The organism is Streptomyces sp. CNP082 (genome assembly GCF_059570535.1).
Window position 1 is genome coordinate 25,494 of sequence record NZ_JCANSZ010000032.1, and the last position, 16,384, is coordinate 41,877.

Here is a 16,384-nt window from a genome sequence, read left to right on the forward strand (position 1 = left end):
GGCCGCCCCCGCCGGCCCCCCCGTCCTCAGGCCCGCTCGCAGGCGGGCGCCTCCTCGATGGCGTCCGGGCTCGTCGTCCACTCGACGCCGCCGCCCACCGGCACCAGCCAGGCCATCCGGGGGCCGGCGACCCGCCGCAGTACGGGAGTCGACCACACCGTGCGGGTCTCGGGTTCGGGGCAGATGGCGCGGAGCACGCCGGTGCGGCCGGAGGTCCGGTCCAGCACCAGCTTGCCCAGCAACGGATGGCGTTCGTGCCCCAGGCCGAGGCCCAGTCTGCTGCTCACCTTGCGCTCCTCGGAGGTTCGTACGCGGTCGAGGATGTGCCCCCTCCCGGCGGTGGCCGGCCGCCGGGCCCCGGAGTCGCCAACTGCCGTGCGACCGGACCGCGGTGGGGGCTTGAGCGCGGTCGGCGTGGTCGGCAGGTCCCCTCACTATGGCGGCCGACAACAGCAGTCCGCAACCATCGCTCTGATAATTTCAGATTGTGCGTGAACACCCCTGTCACCGTGATGAGGTCCGTGACACACTCCCGGGGTAACAGCCGTGCGGGAGGTTTCAGGACGTGGGCGACACACGCTCGGGTGGCGGCAGCGCCCCGACCGTGCTTCGCATGGTGCTGGGAAAGCGGCTGCGGCACCTGCGGGAGCAGGCCAAGGTCAGCTTCGACCAGGCCGCGGAGGCCATCGACGTCACACCGCTGACGGTGCGGCGGATGGAGAAGGCGGAAGTCGGCCTGCGCATCCCGTACGTGCGCGAGCTGCTGCGCATCTACGGCGTCTCCGGCGCCGAGACCGACGACTTCCTGCGGATGGCCAAGGAGGCCAACCACCGAGGGTGGTGGTACAAGTACCGCAACGTCCTTCCCGACTGGTTCCGGGCGTACGTGAGCCTGGAGACCGACGCCACCGTCATCCGCATCTACGAGCCGCACTACGTCCCCGGGCTGCTGCAGACCGCGGACTACGCCCGCACGCTCTTCCGGATCGGCTTTCCCAACGACCCGGACGACGCCATCGAGCGGCGCGTGACCCTGCGGACGACCCGCGCGGACCTGCTGACCGCGGACCGGGCGCCCGCGATGTGGGCGGTGCTGGAGGAGTCGGTGCTGCGCCGGCCCGTCGGCGGACGGGAGGTGATGCGGGCCCAGATAGACCGGCTGATCGAAGCCATCGAACTGCCGAACGTGAAGATGCAGATCATGCCGTTCTCGGCCGGGCCGCACCCGGGTGCGTTCGGCCCGTTCCACTACTTCCGCTTCGGCTTCACCGAACTGCCCGACATCGTCTACACGGAGAACCTCACCGGCGCGGTCTACGTGGACCAGGCCGAGGACGTCGTCGGGTATCTGGAAACACTCGACCGGATGGCCGTCCAGGCCGATCCGGTGGACCGGACCAGGTCACGCCTGGTGGAGATGCGTAAGGAGTACTGATCATGCGAGCAGACCCCCCTGCCTTCCGCAGCGGCATCCCGGCAACGGAACTCGGCACCGAGGGCTGGCAGAGGCCCTGGAGCGGCACCAACGGCGGAAGCTGCGTCGAGGCCAAGCGCCTGCCCGACGGCAGCATCGCGCTGCGCCAGTCCACCGACCCGACAGGACCGGCCCTCATCTACACCCGGGAGGAGATGGCCGCCTTCCTGGAGGGCGCCAAGAACGGCCAGGCCGACTACCTCGTCGACTGAAGAGCCGACTGAACCGAGCCGACTGACCCAGCCGGCTGCACGAAGTCAGCTGAACGAACCGGCTGAACCGGCCGGCCGCGGGCGCGGATCGCGGGCGGACGCCCGCCGTCCGATCCGATCCGCCCCCGCGGACCCGCGATGTGACAGTACGTTAGGCGGCGGCAGAACGCGCGCAGCAGGGCAGGAGACACCCGATGGCAGAAGGCCAGTCCACCCCCGCCGAGGGGGCACTCGCCAAGATCGACACCACCGTGCCGCACTCGGCCCGGATCTGGAACTACTGGATGGGCGGGAAGGACAACTACGCGGTCGACCGCCGGGCCGGCGACGAGTACCGCCAGATCGCCCCGAACATCGAGACGATGGCCCGGGCGTCGCGCGACTACCTGATCCGCACCGTGACCCACGTGGCAGGCGACGCGGGCATCCGCCAGTTCCTCGACATCGGCACCGGCCTGCCGACCTACGACAACACCCACCAGGTCGCCCAGCGGCTGGCGCCGGAGTCGCGCATCGTCTACGTCGACAACGACCCGTTAGTGCTGCGGCACGCCCAGGCCCTGCTGACCAGCACCCGCGAGGGTGTCACCACGTACGTCGACGCCGACCTGCACAAGCCCGAGACCATCCTGGAACGGGCGGGGGAGACGCTCGACTTCTCCCGGCCGGTCGCCCTGATGCTGATGGGGATCCTCGGCCACGTCCAGGACTACGAAGAGGCCAAGTCCATCGTGCGCCGCCTGCAGGCCGCCCTGCCCCCCGGCAGCTACTTCGTGCACTACGACAGCACGGCGACGGACAAGGCGCTCCAGGAGGCCCAGCAGGGGTACGACGACACCGGCGCCGTTCCGTACGTGCTGCGCACCCCGGACCAGATCAGCGTGTACTACGACGGCCTGGAGCTCATCGAGCCGGGGATAGTCTCCTGCCCGCTGTGGCGCCCCGAGCCCGGCACCGACCCGGAGCCCACCGACGTCTACGGCGGCGTCGCGCGCAAGTGCTGACCCCGGCCCGGCCCGCGCGGGAGGATGCCGTACCCCGCCGTTAACGTGGGCACATGACGACGCACGACGAGAAGAAGCCGGTGCTGCGGCCCGCCCGTCCCGGGGACGCGGCGGCGGTGGCCCGCCTGTGGAAGAGCGCGTGGCGGGACGCGCACCTGGGGCACGTCTCGGACGAGCTGGTGGCGATGCGCACCCCGGAGTCGTTCGCGGCCCGCGCGGCGGCGCGGGTGCCGGACACGGCGGTCGCCGAAGCCGGCGGCGCGCTCGCCGGGTTCGTGACCGCGGTGGGGGACGAGGTGGAGCAGCTCTTCGTGGCGGCGGAGCACCGCGGCACGGGTGTCGCCGCGCTGCTGCTCGCCGAGGGGGAACGGCGGGTGGCCGAGCGGGGCCACGGACGGGCCTGGCTCGCGGTCGTGACGGGCAACGCGCGGGCGCGCCGGTTCTACGCCCGGCAGGGCTGGGCGGACGAGGGGCCGCTCGACTACCAGGCGGAAGGCCCGGACGGCCCGGTGACGGTGTCGTGCCACCGGTACGCGAAGCCGGTGACCCGCGGCTGACCCGGTGGCGCTCCCACCAGCCGCGTACGAAGGGCCGGACGGCCATTGGCGGTGACGTCCTTGAGTTGCTAGTCGGCAACAATTGCCGGCGGATTACACAGAAGGCTCTCCTGTCGCTACGATCCCCATCGACCCCATCACGAACGTCAGTTGGAAAGCCGCGCACCAGCACCACGCACCATTCACGTGCGCGCGCCAGAGGTTTCGATGAACATCGCATGGCAGTCGCCGAGGTGGGCCCGCTTAGGCGGTCCGCTCCGCCCCCTGTCGCTCGGCCCCGGCCGCGGCGCGCGCTGTCGCGCGCAGCGAGGGGGGTGGTGATGGCCCGCGGTTCCGGGCGCGGCGGGGAGTTCCGGCCCGTCTACCACCTCGCGGGGCTCGACGACGACCTGCGGAACGTCGTCGACGACCTGCGCGTGGGCCGGTGGATGTCCATGCGCGCGCTGCTGGCCCGTACCGGCGCCGACTGGGCGGCGCGGACCGCACGGTCGCAGGTGCTCAGCGTGGTGGCCGCCAAGTCGGCGGTGGTGCAGATCTGGCTGGACGAGGAGCCGGAGAGCGCCGACGCCCGGATGATGCTGGCCCGGGTCGCCGTCGGGCGGGCCGTGCAGGCGCACCGCCAGCGCCACCCCAGCGCCGGGCAGTTGGAGGAGGACGCGCGGCAGGCGTGCCGGGAGGCGGCGCTGCTGCACCCCGGGGATCCCGTGCCGTGGGTGTGCCTGCTGGCGCTGGCCCAGGCCGACGTGCGCCAGCAGCGGCCCGAGCACCGGGCGGACCCGCCGGAGAACCTGCTGCCGGCCGGGCCGTGGGGGCTGCTGGACGAGGTCGTCAAGCGCGACCGGTACAACCGCGAGGCGTACCACCGGGTGCTCCAGCTCTGCGCGGCGGCCGGCGGCTCGCAAGCGTACGCGATGGACTTCGCCCGCTGGGTGGGCTCCTGGGCCCCGCTCGCCTCCCCGTTGCTGGTGCTGCCGCTCTTCGCGCACGCCGAGCACTACCACTACGAGCGCCGCCGCGGTCGCGGCGACGCGCTCGTGCACCGCCAGTGGTCCCGTGAGGACATCCTGCGCGACACGCTGCGCGCGCTCGACGGCTGGTTCGACGTCACGAACGCCGACGTGCGCTCCGTGCTCGACCTGAACCACCTGGCCCACGCGCTCAGCGCCGCCCGGGAGTTCCCCGAGGCCGCCCGGGTGTTCACCGCGCTGGGCCCCTACGCCACCCTTCTGCCCTGGGCGTACGTGACCGAGGACCCCGACCGGCAGGACCTGGCCGAGGCCGAGTTCTTACGCGCCCGCTCGACGGCCCTCGGCAGCGGGTGACCTCGGCCCTTCTGTCCCTTTTGACTGTCATGCCCCTGCCATTCCCCCTGCCATCCCCTCTCCCGGAGGTCACCCCATGTCACAAGCGCCGGTCAGCACCGCCGGCCCGTCCCGGCGCAAGGACGACGACGCCCACCTCCGCGACCTCGGCTACGAGCCGGAACTCGCGCGGCGGATGGGCCCGTTCGGCAACTTCGCCATCTCCTTCTCGGTCATCTCGATCCTCTCCGGCTGCATGACCCTGTACGGCTTCGGGCTCAGCACCGGCGGACCGGCCGTCATGATGTGGGGCTGGGTGGCCGTCGGCCTCTTCGTCCTCTGCGTCGGCATGGGCCTGGCCGAGGTGACCAGCGCGTACCCCACCTCCGGCGCGCTCTACTACATGGCCCACCAGCTCGGCGGCCCCCGCTGGGGCTGGTACACCGGCTGGCTCAACCTCCTCGGCCTGCTCGGCGCCATCGCCGGCATCGACTACGGCTGCGCCCTGTTCATGGGCGCGTTCTTCAACCTCCAGTGGGGCTTCGAGCCCACCGCGGAGAAGACCCTGCTGATCTTCGCGGTCATCCTCGTGCTGCACATGACGCTCAACCTGCTGCGGGTGCGCGTCGTCAGCATCCTCAACTCCATCAGCGTCTGGTGGCACCTGGCCGGCGTCGCGATCATCGTCGCCGTCCTGATCATCGCCCCCGACAGCCACCAGTCGGCCGGCTTCGTCTTCGGCGAGTTCAACAACGACACCGGCTGGAACAACCCGTTCTACGTCACCGCCATCGGGCTGCTGCTCGCCCAGTACACCTTCTCCGGCTACGACGCCTCCGCCCACCTGTCCGAGGAGACCACCCAGGCGCAGGTCAGCTCCGCCAAGGGCATCGTCCGGGCGATCTGGGTCTCCTGGATAGCCGGCTTCGTGCTGCTGGCCGGGCTGACCTTCGCCATCCAGGACTACGTCGGCACCCAGGACTCCGCGACGGGCGTGCCACCCGCGCAGATCTTCATCGACGCCATCGGCGAGGGCGGCGCCAAGGCGTTGCTGCTCATCGTCATCTGCGCCCAGCTCTTCTGCGGCAACGCCGAGACCGCGGCCACCTCGCGCATGGTCTTCGCCTTCTCCCGCGACGGTGCGCTGCCCGGCGCCAAGATGTGGCGCCGCGTCTCGCCGCGCACCGGCGTGCCCACCCGGGCCGTCGTGCTGTCGGTGACCGTCGCGTTCTGCCTGGCGCTGCCGTCGCTGTACTCGGCGACCGCGTACAACGCGGTGGTCGCCATCAACGTCATCGGCATCACCCCCGCCTACGCCATCCCCATCTATCTTCGGCTGCGCGCGAAGAACCGCTTCGTGCCCGGCCCGTGGAACCTGGGCCGGTGGAGTTCGCTGATCGGCTGGATCGCGGTGTGCTGGGTGGCCGTGATCACGGTGGTCTTCTGCCTGCCGCAGGGGTCGCCCGTCACCGTGAGCAGCTTCAACTACGCCTCGGTGGCCCTGGCCGCCGTCCTGCTGCTGGCCACCGTCACGTGGTGGGCGGCCGGCCGGCGCTCGTACCAGGCACCCGTCTACACCGCCGACCCCGAGATGGCAGAGCTCGGCAAGGACCTGGTGTGAGGCGCGCCGGGCCGCCGCCGCGGCAACAGCACCGGCGGCGGCCCGGCGCACCGCCCCGACCGCAAACGACCAGCGCTCCGTGAGGTCCGATGTCCGCAACCACTAGCACCGCACCCGTCGGGCGCCCCGTGCGCCCGCGTACGCTCCTTCGCATCCTGGCCGCGGTCGTCACGGCGGCGTTCGCCACCCTGGCCGCGGTCGGCGCCGTGCGGGACCTGAACCGCGCCGCGGACGTGCAGGACTACGCCGACACGCTCGAACAGCTCCAGCAGCCCTCGTTCGCGCTCCTCGCCGAACTCCAGGCCGAGCGGCGCATGACCGCGCTGCACTGGGCCCACGGCCCGGTCAACGCCGCCCAGCTGGGCAACCAGCAGGCCCTGACCGACGAGGCGGCCGTCGCGCTGCGCGAGGCGGCCGAGGAGGTTCCCGACACCACCGCCCACGCGCCGCTCGCGTCGGTCCTGCGCGGTGTCGAGGGGCTCGACGGCGTACGCGAACAGGCATCCGAGCGCTCCGGCGAGCGGGCCATGGCGCTGCAGGCGTACACCCGCGCCATCGAGCAGATCATCGCCGTGTACACCCGGCTGCCCGCCCACGACGGTGCCCTCGCCCAGGGCTCCCGCCCGCTGACCGGCCTGCTGCAGGCCGGTGAGGCGCTGGCGATCCAGGACGCCCTGCTGGCCGGCGCCAGGGACGGCAAGCTGGACGCCGCCGACCACTCCCGCTTCGCCAAGGCCGTCGGCGCGCAGTGGTTCGCGTACGACATGCTGTCCGGACGGCTGCTGCCCCGCGGCGAGAAGGGCCGCTACGACGCCATCACCAACTCCGCGGAGTGGCTTGAGAAGTCTCGGATCGAGGAGGCGGTGCTGGGCGTGAGCCGCGAATCCGGCCAGCCCGTGGCGCTGCCCCCGGAGGCGGCCGGGTGGCAGGAGACGTACGAGCGCATCAGCCCGAGCCTCGCGGGGCTCGCCACCGCCCGGCTCCAGGCGCTGGCCGACGAGGCCGAGGACCAGGCCGGCGAGCTGCGGCTGACGGCGTACGCGGTCGCCGCCGGCAGCGTGGTGCTGATCGCGGCCGTCCTCGGCGTCGTGCTGTGGATCAGCCGCACCATCGTCCGGCGGGCCGAGGAGGTGCGCTCCAGCGCACTGGCCGTCGCCCGCCGGCAGTTGCCCCAGATGATCGTCCGGCTGCAGCGCGGCGAGGACGTCGACCTGTCCGTGCTGCCCGGCCAGGTCACCGCCGCCGACGAGTTCGGCGAGATCTCCAACGTCGTGGCCCGGCTCGCGGAGGAGGTCGTCGAGGCGGCGCGGGTGGTGCACGAGGAGCGGTACGGCTTCGAGAAGTTCGCCGAGGGCGTCACCATGCGGGCCGTCACGCTCATCGTCGCCGTGCTGCGCACTCTGGACGAGCTCCAGCACCGCTACGCCGACACCGACCCCGCGCTGCTGTCCGAGCTGTACGAGCTGGACCACCTCACGGTGCGGGTGCGCCGGCAGTTGGAGAACCTGCTGGTGCTCTCCGGCGGGGCCGTCACCAACCCGCACACCGAGCCCGTGCACATCGCCAACCTGATCGTGGACGCGGCCGGCGAGTCCCGCGGCTTCGCCCAGGTCACCAAGGAGTTCCAGGCCGAGGCGTGGGTGGTGCCGGAGGCGGCGGGGGAGCTGACCCACCTGATCGCCGAGCTGATCGAGAACGCCACCACCTACTCGCCCAGCGGCTACGAGGTGTTCGTCCGCGCCACCCACACCGCCACCGGCGTCGCCGTCGAGGTCGAGGACAAGGGACGGGCACCGGAGAACTGGTTCTTCGAGTCGCTCAACACCCGGCTGCTGGACGCGCCCCCGTACTCGGTGCTGGCCAAGTCCTCCGACCAGCTCGGCCTGTTCGTGGTCGGGCAACTGGCCCAGCGCCACGGGGTCCGGGTCACGCTCCGGCAGGGCCGCTTCGGCGGCGTGCTGGCGGTGGTGCTGGTGCCGTCCGCGCTGCTGACCGGGGCGCCGGAGCAACTGGCGGACCGCACCCCGGTACGCAAGCCGCTGCCGGCCCGCTCTGGCCCGCGGCCCGGGAAGCGGCGCGAGCCGACGGCGGCCGGGCTGGTACGCCGCGAGCCGATGCGCGCCGGCGGGCCCGGCGGTCCGGTGAGCCCCGTCGACCCGGCGCCGGGGGTGGCACCGCCCCGCCCCGCCGACGACGACGCGCCGCCCAGGGAACGGCACCGCCTGCCGGCCCGCCCCGCCGCGCCCGCGGCACCCGCGCCGTCCGCCGAGCCCGCGAACGCCCCCGCCGGACCCGGCGCCCCCGAGCACGCACGTACCGTGGAACCCCTCCCCGTACGCGCGCGGAAGCCTCGCCCAGAACCGGCCGCAGAACCGGCCGCAGAACCGGCCGCAGAACCGGCCGCAGAACCGGCCGCAGAACCGGCCCCGGAACCAGCCGAAGAACCGGCCGGGAATCCGGTGTACGAACCGACCGAGGAGTTGCCCCTGCCCACCCCCCACACCCCCCACACTCCCGGCACGGCGGCCGAACCGCCCCGCGAGGGCGAGCCGGCGCCCGACGGCCCCGCCGCCCGCACCGGCGGGCTGCCCCAGCGCGTGCCCGGCACCAGCATGGCCGGCCAACTGCGCACCGGCAGGCGCCGGTCCGCCACCGCTATGGACCAACGTCCGCTCGACAACATCGAGTCGGCGTTCACCCAGCTTCAGGAAGCCCTGACCGACCCGGAGGAAGACAGCGACCGATGAGCAGCCTCAGGCACGTGAAGAACGTCATCCCCGCGAGCCCGCAGGACGCGGCCGTCTTCGACAACCTCCGCGACAACTTGCAACTCGTGCCGGACCTCACCGGCTTCGTGCTGCTCGCCGACGACGGCCTCGCCCTCTGCGGCTACGGCCTGGACTGGACCCGCGAGGACGTCCAGACCATCGCCGCCGCCTGCTCGGGCCTGGCCAGCCTCGCCGACGGGCTGTCGATGCCGGTCGACGGCGGATCCGTGCTGCATCTGAACATCACCATGCAGCACAGCCACCTCATCCTCACCGCCTGCGGCAACGGCAGCACCCTCGTCGTCTACACCTCAGGACCGGAGTCCATCGGCCTCGCCATGCGCGAGACCGTCCGCGTCGCCCGCGCCTTCAAGCACCAGCTCGGCGTCGGCGACCGCAGGGCTCGTATCCGGTAATGAGTGCGCCACGGGGAGAGCGCAGAACACGGACGTTCGCGCTCACCGGATCACGCACCGACCGTGCGCCCGGTGAGCAGTTCACCATGCACTCCACGGTCCGCGCCGCCGTACTGGCCGACGACGCGCGCAGCATTCCGGAGGAGTGGCAGACGATCCTGCGCCTGTGTGCCGGCCCCGGCATCGCGGTGGCCGAGCTGGCGGCGCGTCTGGAGATGCGCCTCACGCCCGCCGCCGTCCTCCTGGCCCAGCTGCTGGAGCAGGGGCTCATCGAGCACAGACCGCCGATGAGCGATCCGGACGCCATGAACATCGACTTCCTCCGACGAATCAGGAGCGGCCTTGAGCGAGCCTGACTACGGGGCCCCGGACGCCGTCTGGGACGCCTACCTCCCACCCGTGAAGATCCTCGTGGCCGGCGGATTCGGCGTGGGCAAGACCACGGCGGTCGGCGCCGTCAGCGAGATCACGCCCCTGCGCACGGAGGAGCGGCTGAGCGCTGCCGGAGTGGGCGTGGACGACCTGTCCGGCATCGAGCACAAGTCCGCCACCACCGTCGCCATGGACTTCGGCCGGATCACCCTCGACGTGGCGGTGCTGATGCTGTTCGGCACGCCCGGCCAGGAGCGGTTCTGGTTCATGTGGGACGACCTGCTGCGCGGCGCGCTCGGCGCGGTGGTCCTCGTCGACACCCGGCGGCTGGACCGCTCCTTCGCCGCCGTCGACTTCTTCGAGAGCCGCGACCTGCCGTTCGTCGTGGCCGCCAACTGCTTCCACGGCGAGCAGGACTACGATCCGGAGGAGATCCGCGACGCGCTCACCCTGAAGGAGCCCACCACTCCGATCATCCTGTTCGACGCCCGCGAGCGCGAGTCGGTACGGGGCGTCCTGCTCGCCCTGATGGACCATCTGATCGCGTCCGCGGAACCCGTCCACGCCCAGCGAATGTAGGAGGCACGCCCCGCCATGACGACCGTGCTCGCCATCGACCAGGGCACCTCCGGCACCAAGGCCCTCGTCGTCGACCCGGGGGCGCCGGACGGCGGCCCCGGCGGCAGCGGCGTGGTCGCCCTCGCCGAGGTGCCGGTGACGCCCGACTACCTGCCGGGCGGCGGGGTGGAGCAGGACCCGGCGCAGTTGCTGGCCTCGGTGCTGGCGGCCGGGCGCCAGGCCGTGGCGGCGGCGGGCCGGCCGGTGCACGCGGTGGCCCTCGCCAACCAGGGCGAGACGGTGCTCGCCTGGGACCGCGCCACCGGCAAGCCGCTGTCGCGGGCGGTGAGCTGGCAGGACTCGCGCGCGCAGCGGCAGTGCGACGCGCGCGCGGACGCCGCAGACTGGGTCGCCCGGCGCACCGGGCTGGTGCTCAACCCGTACTTCTCCGCGCCGAAGATGACCTGGCTGCGCGAGAACGCCACCCGCGAGGGCGTCGTCACCACCACCGACACCTGGCTGCTGCACCACCTCACCGGCGCGTATGTCACCGACGCCGCCACCGCGAGCCGCTCGCTGCTGCTCGACCTCGACGCCGTCGACTGGGACCCCGAGCTGGCAGCACTCTTCGGTCTTGACCCCGCGGAGCTGCCGCGGATCACGGCCTGCGACGAGGTGGCCGGCACCACCGCCGCCTTCGGGGCCGAGGTGCCGGTCGCCGGGCTCGTGGTGGACCAGCAGGCGGCGCTGTTCGGCGAGGGCTGTCTGACGGCGGGCACCGCCAAGTGCACGTACGGGACCGGGGCGTTCCTGCTCGCCAACACCGGCGCGGCCGCGGTGCGCTCCGGCTCCGGGCTGACCACGTCGGTCGCCTGGCGGGCCCGCGGCGCCACGCCGTACTGCGTGGACGGCCAGGTGTACACCGCGGCCTCCGCGGTGCGCTGGCTGACCGAGCTGGGCCTGGTCGGCTCCGCCGCGGAGCTGGACGAGACGGCGGCCGAGGACGCCGCGGGGGTGGTGTGCGTGCCGTCGTTCGCGGGGCTCGCCGCGCCCTGGTGGCGCTCCGAGGCCACCGCTTCGTTCGCCGGGCTGACGCTGGCCAGCCGCCGCGAGCACCTGGTGCTCGCCGTGCTGCAGGGCGTCGCCGCCCAGGTCGCGGAGGTGACGGGGCTGGTCGCCGCCGACCTCGGCGGCCCGCTCACCCGGCTGCGGGTGGACGGCGGGCTGACCCGCAGCCGCACGCTGATGCAGGCGCAGGCCGACCTCTCGCAGGTGCCCGTGGACGTCTACCCCTCGCCGCACGCCACGGCGCTCGGCGCGGCGGCGCTGGCCCGGATGGCGCTGGAGCCGGAGCTGCCGGCCGCGGACGCGGTGCCGCCGTGGACGCCGGGCAGGACGTACGAGCCGCGCTGGCCGCGGGCGCGCGCGGAGGAGTTCCTCGACCGCTGGCGTACGGCCGCGGGCGCGGCGCTGCCGCGGCAGGACGCGCCGGCCCCCCGGGCGACGGACCCGGGGGCACCCGATGCCGCCGCCGGGCAGGCCGCAGAGCCGGAGGACGGCCGTGGCTGAGGCGGCGAGACCCGGCCCGTACGACGTGGCGGTGATCGGCGCCGGCGTCGTCGGCGCCGCCGTCGCCCGCGAACTGGCGGGCCACGAGCTGTCCGTCGCCCTCCTCGACGCCCGCGACGACGTCGGCGCGGGCACCAGCAAGGCCAACACCGCCATCCTCCACACCGGCTTCGACGCCACCCCCGGCACCCTCGAGTCCCGCCTGGTGCGCCGCGGTTACGCGCTGCTGTCCGCGTACGCGGCGGCCACCCGCATCCCCGTCGAGCGCACCGGCGCCCTCCTCGTCGCCTGGAACGACGAGGAACTGGCCGCCCTGCCGCGGCTGCACGGCAAGGCCGCCGCCAACGGCTACGACCACTGCGCACCGCTCACCGCCGGCGAGGTCTACGCCCGGGTCCCCGCGCTCGGCCCCGGTGTCCTCGGCGGGCTCGCCGTCCCCGGCGAGTCCGTGATCTGCTCGTGGACCACCACGCTGGCGCTGGCCACCGAGGCGCGCTCGCGCGGCGCCGCCGTCCTCCTCGGCCACCGCGTCGAGGCCGCGGACCCCGGGCCGGGCGCCACCACCCTGCGCACCACCGCGGGCGACGTCACCGCCCGCTGGGTCGTCAACGCCGCGGGCCTGGCCGCCGACACCGTCGACCGCCTCTTCGGCCACGACCGCTTCACCGTCACCCCGCGCCGCGGCGAACTCCTCGTCTACGACAAGCTCGCCCGCCCCCTCGCGCCGTGCATCGTGCTGCCCGTGCCGACCGCCCGCGGCAAGGGCGTCCTCATCAGCCCCACGGTCTACGGCAACGTCATGCTCGGCCCCACCGCCGAGGACGTCGCCGACCGCGGCGACACCGCCACCACGGCGGCCGGCTTGGACTTCCTGCTGGCCAGGGGCGAACGGCTGCTGCCCCGGCTGCTCGAAGAAGAGGTCACGGCGGCGTACGCGGGGCTGCGCGCGGCGATCGACCGCGACGACTACCTCGTCGAAGCCGACGCCGGACAGCGCTACCTGCTCGCCGGCGGCATCCGCTCCACCGGCCTGTCCGCCTCGCTCGCGATCGCCGAGCACGTCCGCGATCTGCTCGGCGCCGCCGGCCTGGCGCTCGTGCCGCGTACGGACCTGCCCGCGCCGCCGCGGATGCCGAACCTCGGCGAGGCGGGGCCGCGCCCGTACCGCGACGAGCAACTCATTGCCCGGGACGGTGCGTACGGCCGCGTCGTCTGCTTCTGCGAGCGCGTCACCGAAGGCGAGATCCGCGACGCGCTCCGCTCCCCGCTGCCGCCCGCCGGCGTCGACGGGCTGCGCCGCCGCACCCGCGCCATGAACGGCCGCTGCCAGGGCTTCTTCTGCGCCGACGAGGTCGAAGCGCTGCTGGAGGCCGGCCGGTGAACCCTTCAGCCCGCCGCCCACCGGCCCCGCCCACCGCCCCCGACCCCGCCGCGGAGCCTGGCCGATGAGCACCACCCTCACCCCCGATGTCGTCGTGGTCGGCGCCGGCCCCGCCGGGCTGACCGCCGCCGCCCGGCTCGCCCCGCGGCTGCCGCCCGGCCGGGTCCTCGTACTCGACCGCGCGGGCGCCCCCGGCGGCATCCCCCGGCACAGCGACCACACCGGCTACGGCCTGCGCGACCTGCACCGCGTCCTCACCGGCCCCGCCTACGCCCGCACGCTGGCCGAGCGCGCCGCCGCCGCCGGCGCCGAGATCCGCACCGAGGCCACCGTCACCGGCTGGGCCGGCGACCGCACCCTGGACGTCACCACGCCGCAGGGGCTGCTGCGCGTCGAGGCCCGCGCCGTGGTGCTCGCCACCGGCGCCCGCGAGCGCCCCCGCCCCGCCCGGCTCATCCCCGGCGACCGGCCCGCGGGCGTGCTGACCACCGGCCGGCTGCAGAACCTGGTCCACCTGCACGGCCGTGCGCCCGGCCGGCGCGCGGTCGTCGTCGGCGCCGAACTCGTGAGCTGGTCGGCGGTGCTCACGCTGCGCTCCGCGGGCTGCCGGACGGCGCTGATGACGACGGAGCACGCCGTGCCCGAGTCGTACGCCGCGTTCACCCACCCCGGGCGGCTGGCGCTCGGCGTGCCCGTCGCCACCCGCACCCGCGTCGTGCGGATCACCGGCCGCGGCCGGCTGACCGGCGTCGAGATCGAGCACCTGGACACCGGGCGGCGCACCACCGTGGCCTGCGACACCCTCATCCTCACCGGCGACTGGGTCCCCGACCACGAACTCGCCCGCACCGCGGGCCTCGACCTCGCCCCCGGCAGCGCCGCCCCGCTCACCGACACCGCGCTGCGCACCAGCGCGTCCGGGGTGTTCGCGGCCGGCAACGTGCTGCACCCCGCCGACACCGCCGACGGCGCCGCGCTCGACGGGCGGCACGTCGCGCACCAGGTGCTCCTGGCGCTCGCCGGGCAGCAGGCGGCTCCCGGACCCGGCGTCCCGCTGATCGCCGACGCCCCGTTCCGCTGGGTGGCCCCCGGGCTGCTGCGCCCCGGCGACCCGCCGCCGCCCCGGGGCCGGCTGCTGCTGTGGTCCGGTGAGCTGGTCCGCCTACCGCGGGTGACGGTGCGTCAGGACGGCCGGGTGCTCGGCCGCCGCACGCTGCCGTGGCCCGCCTCGCCCGGCCGGGTCTTCCGCGTCCCGTGGCGCCTGGCCGCGGGCACCGACCGGCGCGGCGGGCCGGTGCACGTCGGCCTCTGACGGACCGGCGCCCGCGCCACGCGAAGGCGGCCGGGTCTCGTCCCACCGGCCCCGGCGGGCCGCAGCACCCTCGGGGCGCGGGCCGGGACGCGCCGCTACCGCCCGGCGCCGAGCCGGAGTCCGGTGACGACGCCCGCGTGGTCCGACGGCCAGTACCCCGTCGGGGCGGAGCGGTCGGCCTCCCGGTCGCCGATCACCTCCGCGGTGTCCGCCCGCACGCCGCCGGGCCGGTACAGCACGTGGTCGATGCGGTGGGAAAGCGCGTCCGCACCCAGCAGCGACCCGCTCTGCCCCGCCGTCCAGCCGCCCTGCGGATCGCCGCCCGCCGCGGTCCAGGCGTCGGCGTAGCCCGCCTCGGCGAGGATCCCGTAGGCGCCCTCGGCGTCCGTGGGCCGGGAGTTGAAGTCGCCGGCCAGGACGACGGGGTGGGGCGAGCCGGCGAACGCGGCGGCGAGTTCGCGGGCCTGGGCGGCGCGCACGTCGGGGCTGCCGAACGCCTCCAGGTGGGTGCTGGCGCATCGGAAGGTCCCGCCGGGCACCGTGACGTCCACCGCCGACCAGCCGCGCGGCACCTCGAAGGTGAGCCCCGGGATGCGGGAGGGCAGGACGGCCTTCGCCTCGTACGCCGCGGAGGCGGCGTGCGAGGTACGCAGCCGGGCGGCGGGCAGCCCGTCGCGTACGACGATCACGTCCCGGTCGGTGAACCGCGCCTCCTCGGTGGCAGAGACGGGCATGCGGCCGGTGAAGTTGTCGTTCGCGGCGACGGCCCGGTAGGGGGTGCCGCGGGCGGCCAGCTCGTCGAGCAGCAGGCGCAGGAAGTCGTAACGGACCGTCAGCTCACCGCCGGCCGGCCCCCTCTCCCAGCGGGCCACCTCCTGCAGCGCCACGACCTCGGGCCCGCGTGCCGCCAGCAGCCGGGCGATCGCCGCCGCGCGCTCGCGGAAGTCCGTCGCCTCCATCGCCGCGTACACCTCGCCGGCGCGTGCGGCCAGCTCCGCCTGGCTGCCCGCGGAGAACAGGGGCTTCAGGTCGGCGCCGAGGTAGACGTTGTACGTGGCCACGCCCACGGCGCGCGCCCCGCGCCCGCCGCCGTCCCCGCGTGCCTCCCGCGCCCGCTCCGTGCCCTGCACCTCGTGCTCCCGCCGCCCGTCCGCCGCGTCCGGCCCTTGCCGGCCCGCTGTACCGCACCCCGCTCCCAGCGTCGTGACCAGCACGGTCAGCGCCACCATCCCGCCCAGCCGCCGGCCGCACCGTATGCCCCGCATCGCTCCGCCTCTCCGGCGCGCTGCCGTCCACCCCGTACGCGCCCACCGCATCCCAGCATCCGGGACACCGGCGGGCAAGCACCGTCATTGCTCCGGCACCGCGACCAGCAGTTCGCTGAGCGGAACTGCGGGTTGGCCGCCGGGCCCTGCGGCGGGTGCTGGCCGAGGTCGCTCGCTGTCGAGGCTGTCGAGCACCGCACGCACGCGGGGCAGCGACAGGTCGAGCCGGTCCCCGCCGGTCAGCATCTGCCGCCACCGGGCGCGCACACCGGCGAAGTCGTTCGCGCCCGCCGCGCCCGCCGGGGACGCGGACAGCCCGCCCAGCCATGCGCCGGTCAACGCTGCCCCGGTGCGCCCGAGCAACCTGCGGCGGGACAGTTCCCTGTGAAAGGGGTGCGGTCTGTGTGCCACGACACGGTCCTCCTTGTTCGGCGGGTGGCCGGAGCCGGCCTCTCCTCGGCGGCGGTCGCTTCATTACCAACGTTGCGATACATATCCAGACCACCAACAGGGGTCAATGGGGTTGAGGTGAGGCCGTGACTGCCTCTTGACGCCGGAGCACACGACGAATAAT

At 74.2% G+C, this 16,384-nt stretch carries 16 protein-coding genes; 13 read left to right on the forward strand and 3 right to left on the reverse strand.

Annotation, left to right across the window (positions count from 1 at the left end):
• Positions 1–26: 26 nt before the first annotated feature.
• Positions 27–287, reverse strand: a complete 261-nt coding sequence (locus B124_RS23625) for a hypothetical protein (protein WP_496504941.1) — start codon at positions 285–287, stop codon at positions 27–29.
• A gap of 317 nt (positions 288–604) precedes the next feature.
• Here B124_RS23625 and B124_RS23630 point away from each other — a divergent pair, with 317 nt between their 5' ends.
• The 13 genes from B124_RS23630 to B124_RS23690 all read left to right on the forward strand — a co-directional run bounded on the left by B124_RS23630 (position 605) and on the right by B124_RS23690 (position 14,545).
• Positions 605–1,435: a Sco1979 family transcriptional regulator gene (locus B124_RS23630; protein ID WP_496504990.1), complete on the forward strand. Its 831-nt coding sequence runs from the start codon at positions 605–607 to the stop codon at positions 1,433–1,435.
• Between the two features lie 2 nt (positions 1,436–1,437).
• Positions 1,438–1,686 carry a DUF397 domain-containing protein gene (locus B124_RS23635; RefSeq protein WP_496504942.1) on the forward strand — a complete coding sequence of 83 codons (249 nt, stop codon included), beginning with the start codon at positions 1,438–1,440 and terminating at the stop codon, positions 1,684–1,686.
• A gap of 194 nt (positions 1,687–1,880) precedes the next feature.
• Positions 1,881–2,690, forward strand: coding sequence for an SAM-dependent methyltransferase (locus B124_RS23640; protein ID WP_496504943.1), 810 nt, complete (start codon positions 1,881–1,883; stop codon positions 2,688–2,690).
• 53 nt (positions 2,691–2,743) lie between these two features.
• Positions 2,744–3,247 carry a GNAT family N-acetyltransferase gene (locus B124_RS23645; protein WP_496504944.1) on the forward strand — a complete coding sequence of 168 codons (504 nt, stop codon included), beginning with the start codon at positions 2,744–2,746 and terminating at the stop codon, positions 3,245–3,247.
• Positions 3,248–3,567: 320 nt separating this feature from the next.
• Entirely contained in the window at positions 3,568–4,569 is a 1,002-nt protein-coding gene (locus tag B124_RS23650; RefSeq protein ID WP_496504945.1) for a hypothetical protein, read from the forward strand.
• A gap of 76 nt (positions 4,570–4,645) precedes the next feature.
• Positions 4,646–6,169 (forward strand): amino acid permease, encoded by a 1,524-nt coding sequence (locus B124_RS23655; RefSeq protein WP_496504946.1) that lies wholly within the window; start codon positions 4,646–4,648, stop codon positions 6,167–6,169.
• A gap of 89 nt (positions 6,170–6,258) precedes the next feature.
• The gene (locus B124_RS23660) at positions 6,259–8,916 is read left to right on the forward strand and encodes a sensor histidine kinase (protein WP_496504947.1); all 2,658 of its coding nucleotides are present in this window, start codon (positions 6,259–6,261) and stop codon (positions 8,914–8,916) included.
• A complete protein-coding gene (locus B124_RS23665; RefSeq protein WP_496504948.1) occupies positions 8,913–9,353 on the forward strand; it encodes a roadblock/LC7 domain-containing protein in 441 nt (146 codons plus the stop codon). The genes B124_RS23660 and B124_RS23665 overlap by 4 nt, the downstream gene beginning before the upstream one ends.
• Positions 9,353–9,709: a DUF742 domain-containing protein gene (locus B124_RS23670; protein WP_496504949.1), complete on the forward strand. Its 357-nt coding sequence runs from the start codon at positions 9,353–9,355 to the stop codon at positions 9,707–9,709. The genes B124_RS23665 and B124_RS23670 overlap by 1 nt, the downstream gene beginning before the upstream one ends.
• Entirely contained in the window at positions 9,696–10,304 is a 609-nt protein-coding gene (locus tag B124_RS23675) for a GTP-binding protein (RefSeq protein ID WP_496504950.1), read from the forward strand. The genes B124_RS23670 and B124_RS23675 overlap by 14 nt, the downstream gene beginning before the upstream one ends.
• Before the next feature lie 15 nt (positions 10,305–10,319).
• Positions 10,320–11,852, forward strand: a complete 1,533-nt coding sequence (locus B124_RS23680) for an FGGY family carbohydrate kinase (RefSeq protein ID WP_496504951.1) — start codon at positions 10,320–10,322, stop codon at positions 11,850–11,852.
• On the forward strand, positions 11,806–13,233 hold the full coding sequence (locus B124_RS23685) for an NAD(P)/FAD-dependent oxidoreductase (RefSeq protein WP_496504952.1): 1,428 nt from the start codon (positions 11,806–11,808) through the stop codon (positions 13,231–13,233). The genes B124_RS23680 and B124_RS23685 overlap by 47 nt, the downstream gene beginning before the upstream one ends.
• Before the next feature lie 64 nt (positions 13,234–13,297).
• The gene (locus tag B124_RS23690; RefSeq protein WP_496504953.1) at positions 13,298–14,545 is read left to right on the forward strand and encodes an NAD(P)/FAD-dependent oxidoreductase; all 1,248 of its coding nucleotides are present in this window, start codon (positions 13,298–13,300) and stop codon (positions 14,543–14,545) included.
• Between the two features lie 95 nt (positions 14,546–14,640).
• Here the strand turns inward: B124_RS23690 and B124_RS23695 are convergent, their stop codons facing one another.
• Positions 14,641–15,810: an endonuclease/exonuclease/phosphatase family protein gene (locus B124_RS23695; protein WP_496504954.1), complete on the reverse strand. Its 1,170-nt coding sequence runs from the start codon at positions 15,808–15,810 to the stop codon at positions 14,641–14,643.
• Positions 15,811–15,894: 84 nt separating this feature from the next.
• On the reverse strand, positions 15,895–16,221 hold the full coding sequence (locus B124_RS23700; RefSeq protein WP_496504955.1) for a hypothetical protein: 327 nt from the start codon (positions 16,219–16,221) through the stop codon (positions 15,895–15,897).
• Positions 16,222–16,384 lie beyond the last annotated feature (163 nt).

Excerpts from the sequence above, each read along its gene's own strand:
- B124_RS23635 (WP_496504942.1), top strand. The coding sequence starts at position 1,438 with ATGCGAGCAGACCCCCCTGCCTTCCGCAGCGGCATCCCGGCAACGGAA.
- B124_RS23640 (WP_496504943.1), top strand. The coding sequence starts at position 1,881 with ATGGCAGAAGGCCAGTCCACCCCCGCCGAGGGGGCACTCGCCAAGATC.
- B124_RS23645 (WP_496504944.1), top strand. The coding sequence starts at position 2,744 with ATGACGACGCACGACGAGAAGAAGCCGGTGCTGCGGCCCGCCCGTCCC.
- B124_RS23650 (WP_496504945.1), top strand. The coding sequence starts at position 3,568 with ATGGCCCGCGGTTCCGGGCGCGGCGGGGAGTTCCGGCCCGTCTACCAC.
- B124_RS23655 (WP_496504946.1), top strand. The coding sequence starts at position 4,646 with ATGTCACAAGCGCCGGTCAGCACCGCCGGCCCGTCCCGGCGCAAGGAC.
- B124_RS23660 (WP_496504947.1), top strand. The coding sequence starts at position 6,259 with ATGTCCGCAACCACTAGCACCGCACCCGTCGGGCGCCCCGTGCGCCCG.
- B124_RS23665 (WP_496504948.1), top strand. The coding sequence starts at position 8,913 with ATGAGCAGCCTCAGGCACGTGAAGAACGTCATCCCCGCGAGCCCGCAG.
- B124_RS23670 (WP_496504949.1), top strand. The coding sequence starts at position 9,353 with ATGAGTGCGCCACGGGGAGAGCGCAGAACACGGACGTTCGCGCTCACC.
- B124_RS23680 (WP_496504951.1), top strand. The coding sequence starts at position 10,320 with ATGACGACCGTGCTCGCCATCGACCAGGGCACCTCCGGCACCAAGGCC.
- B124_RS23685 (WP_496504952.1), top strand. The coding sequence starts at position 11,806 with ATGCCGCCGCCGGGCAGGCCGCAGAGCCGGAGGACGGCCGTGGCTGAG.
- B124_RS23690 (WP_496504953.1), top strand. The coding sequence starts at position 13,298 with ATGAGCACCACCCTCACCCCCGATGTCGTCGTGGTCGGCGCCGGCCCC.
- B124_RS23695 (WP_496504954.1), bottom strand. The coding sequence starts at position 15,810 with ATGCGGGGCATACGGTGCGGCCGGCGGCTGGGCGGGATGGTGGCGCTG.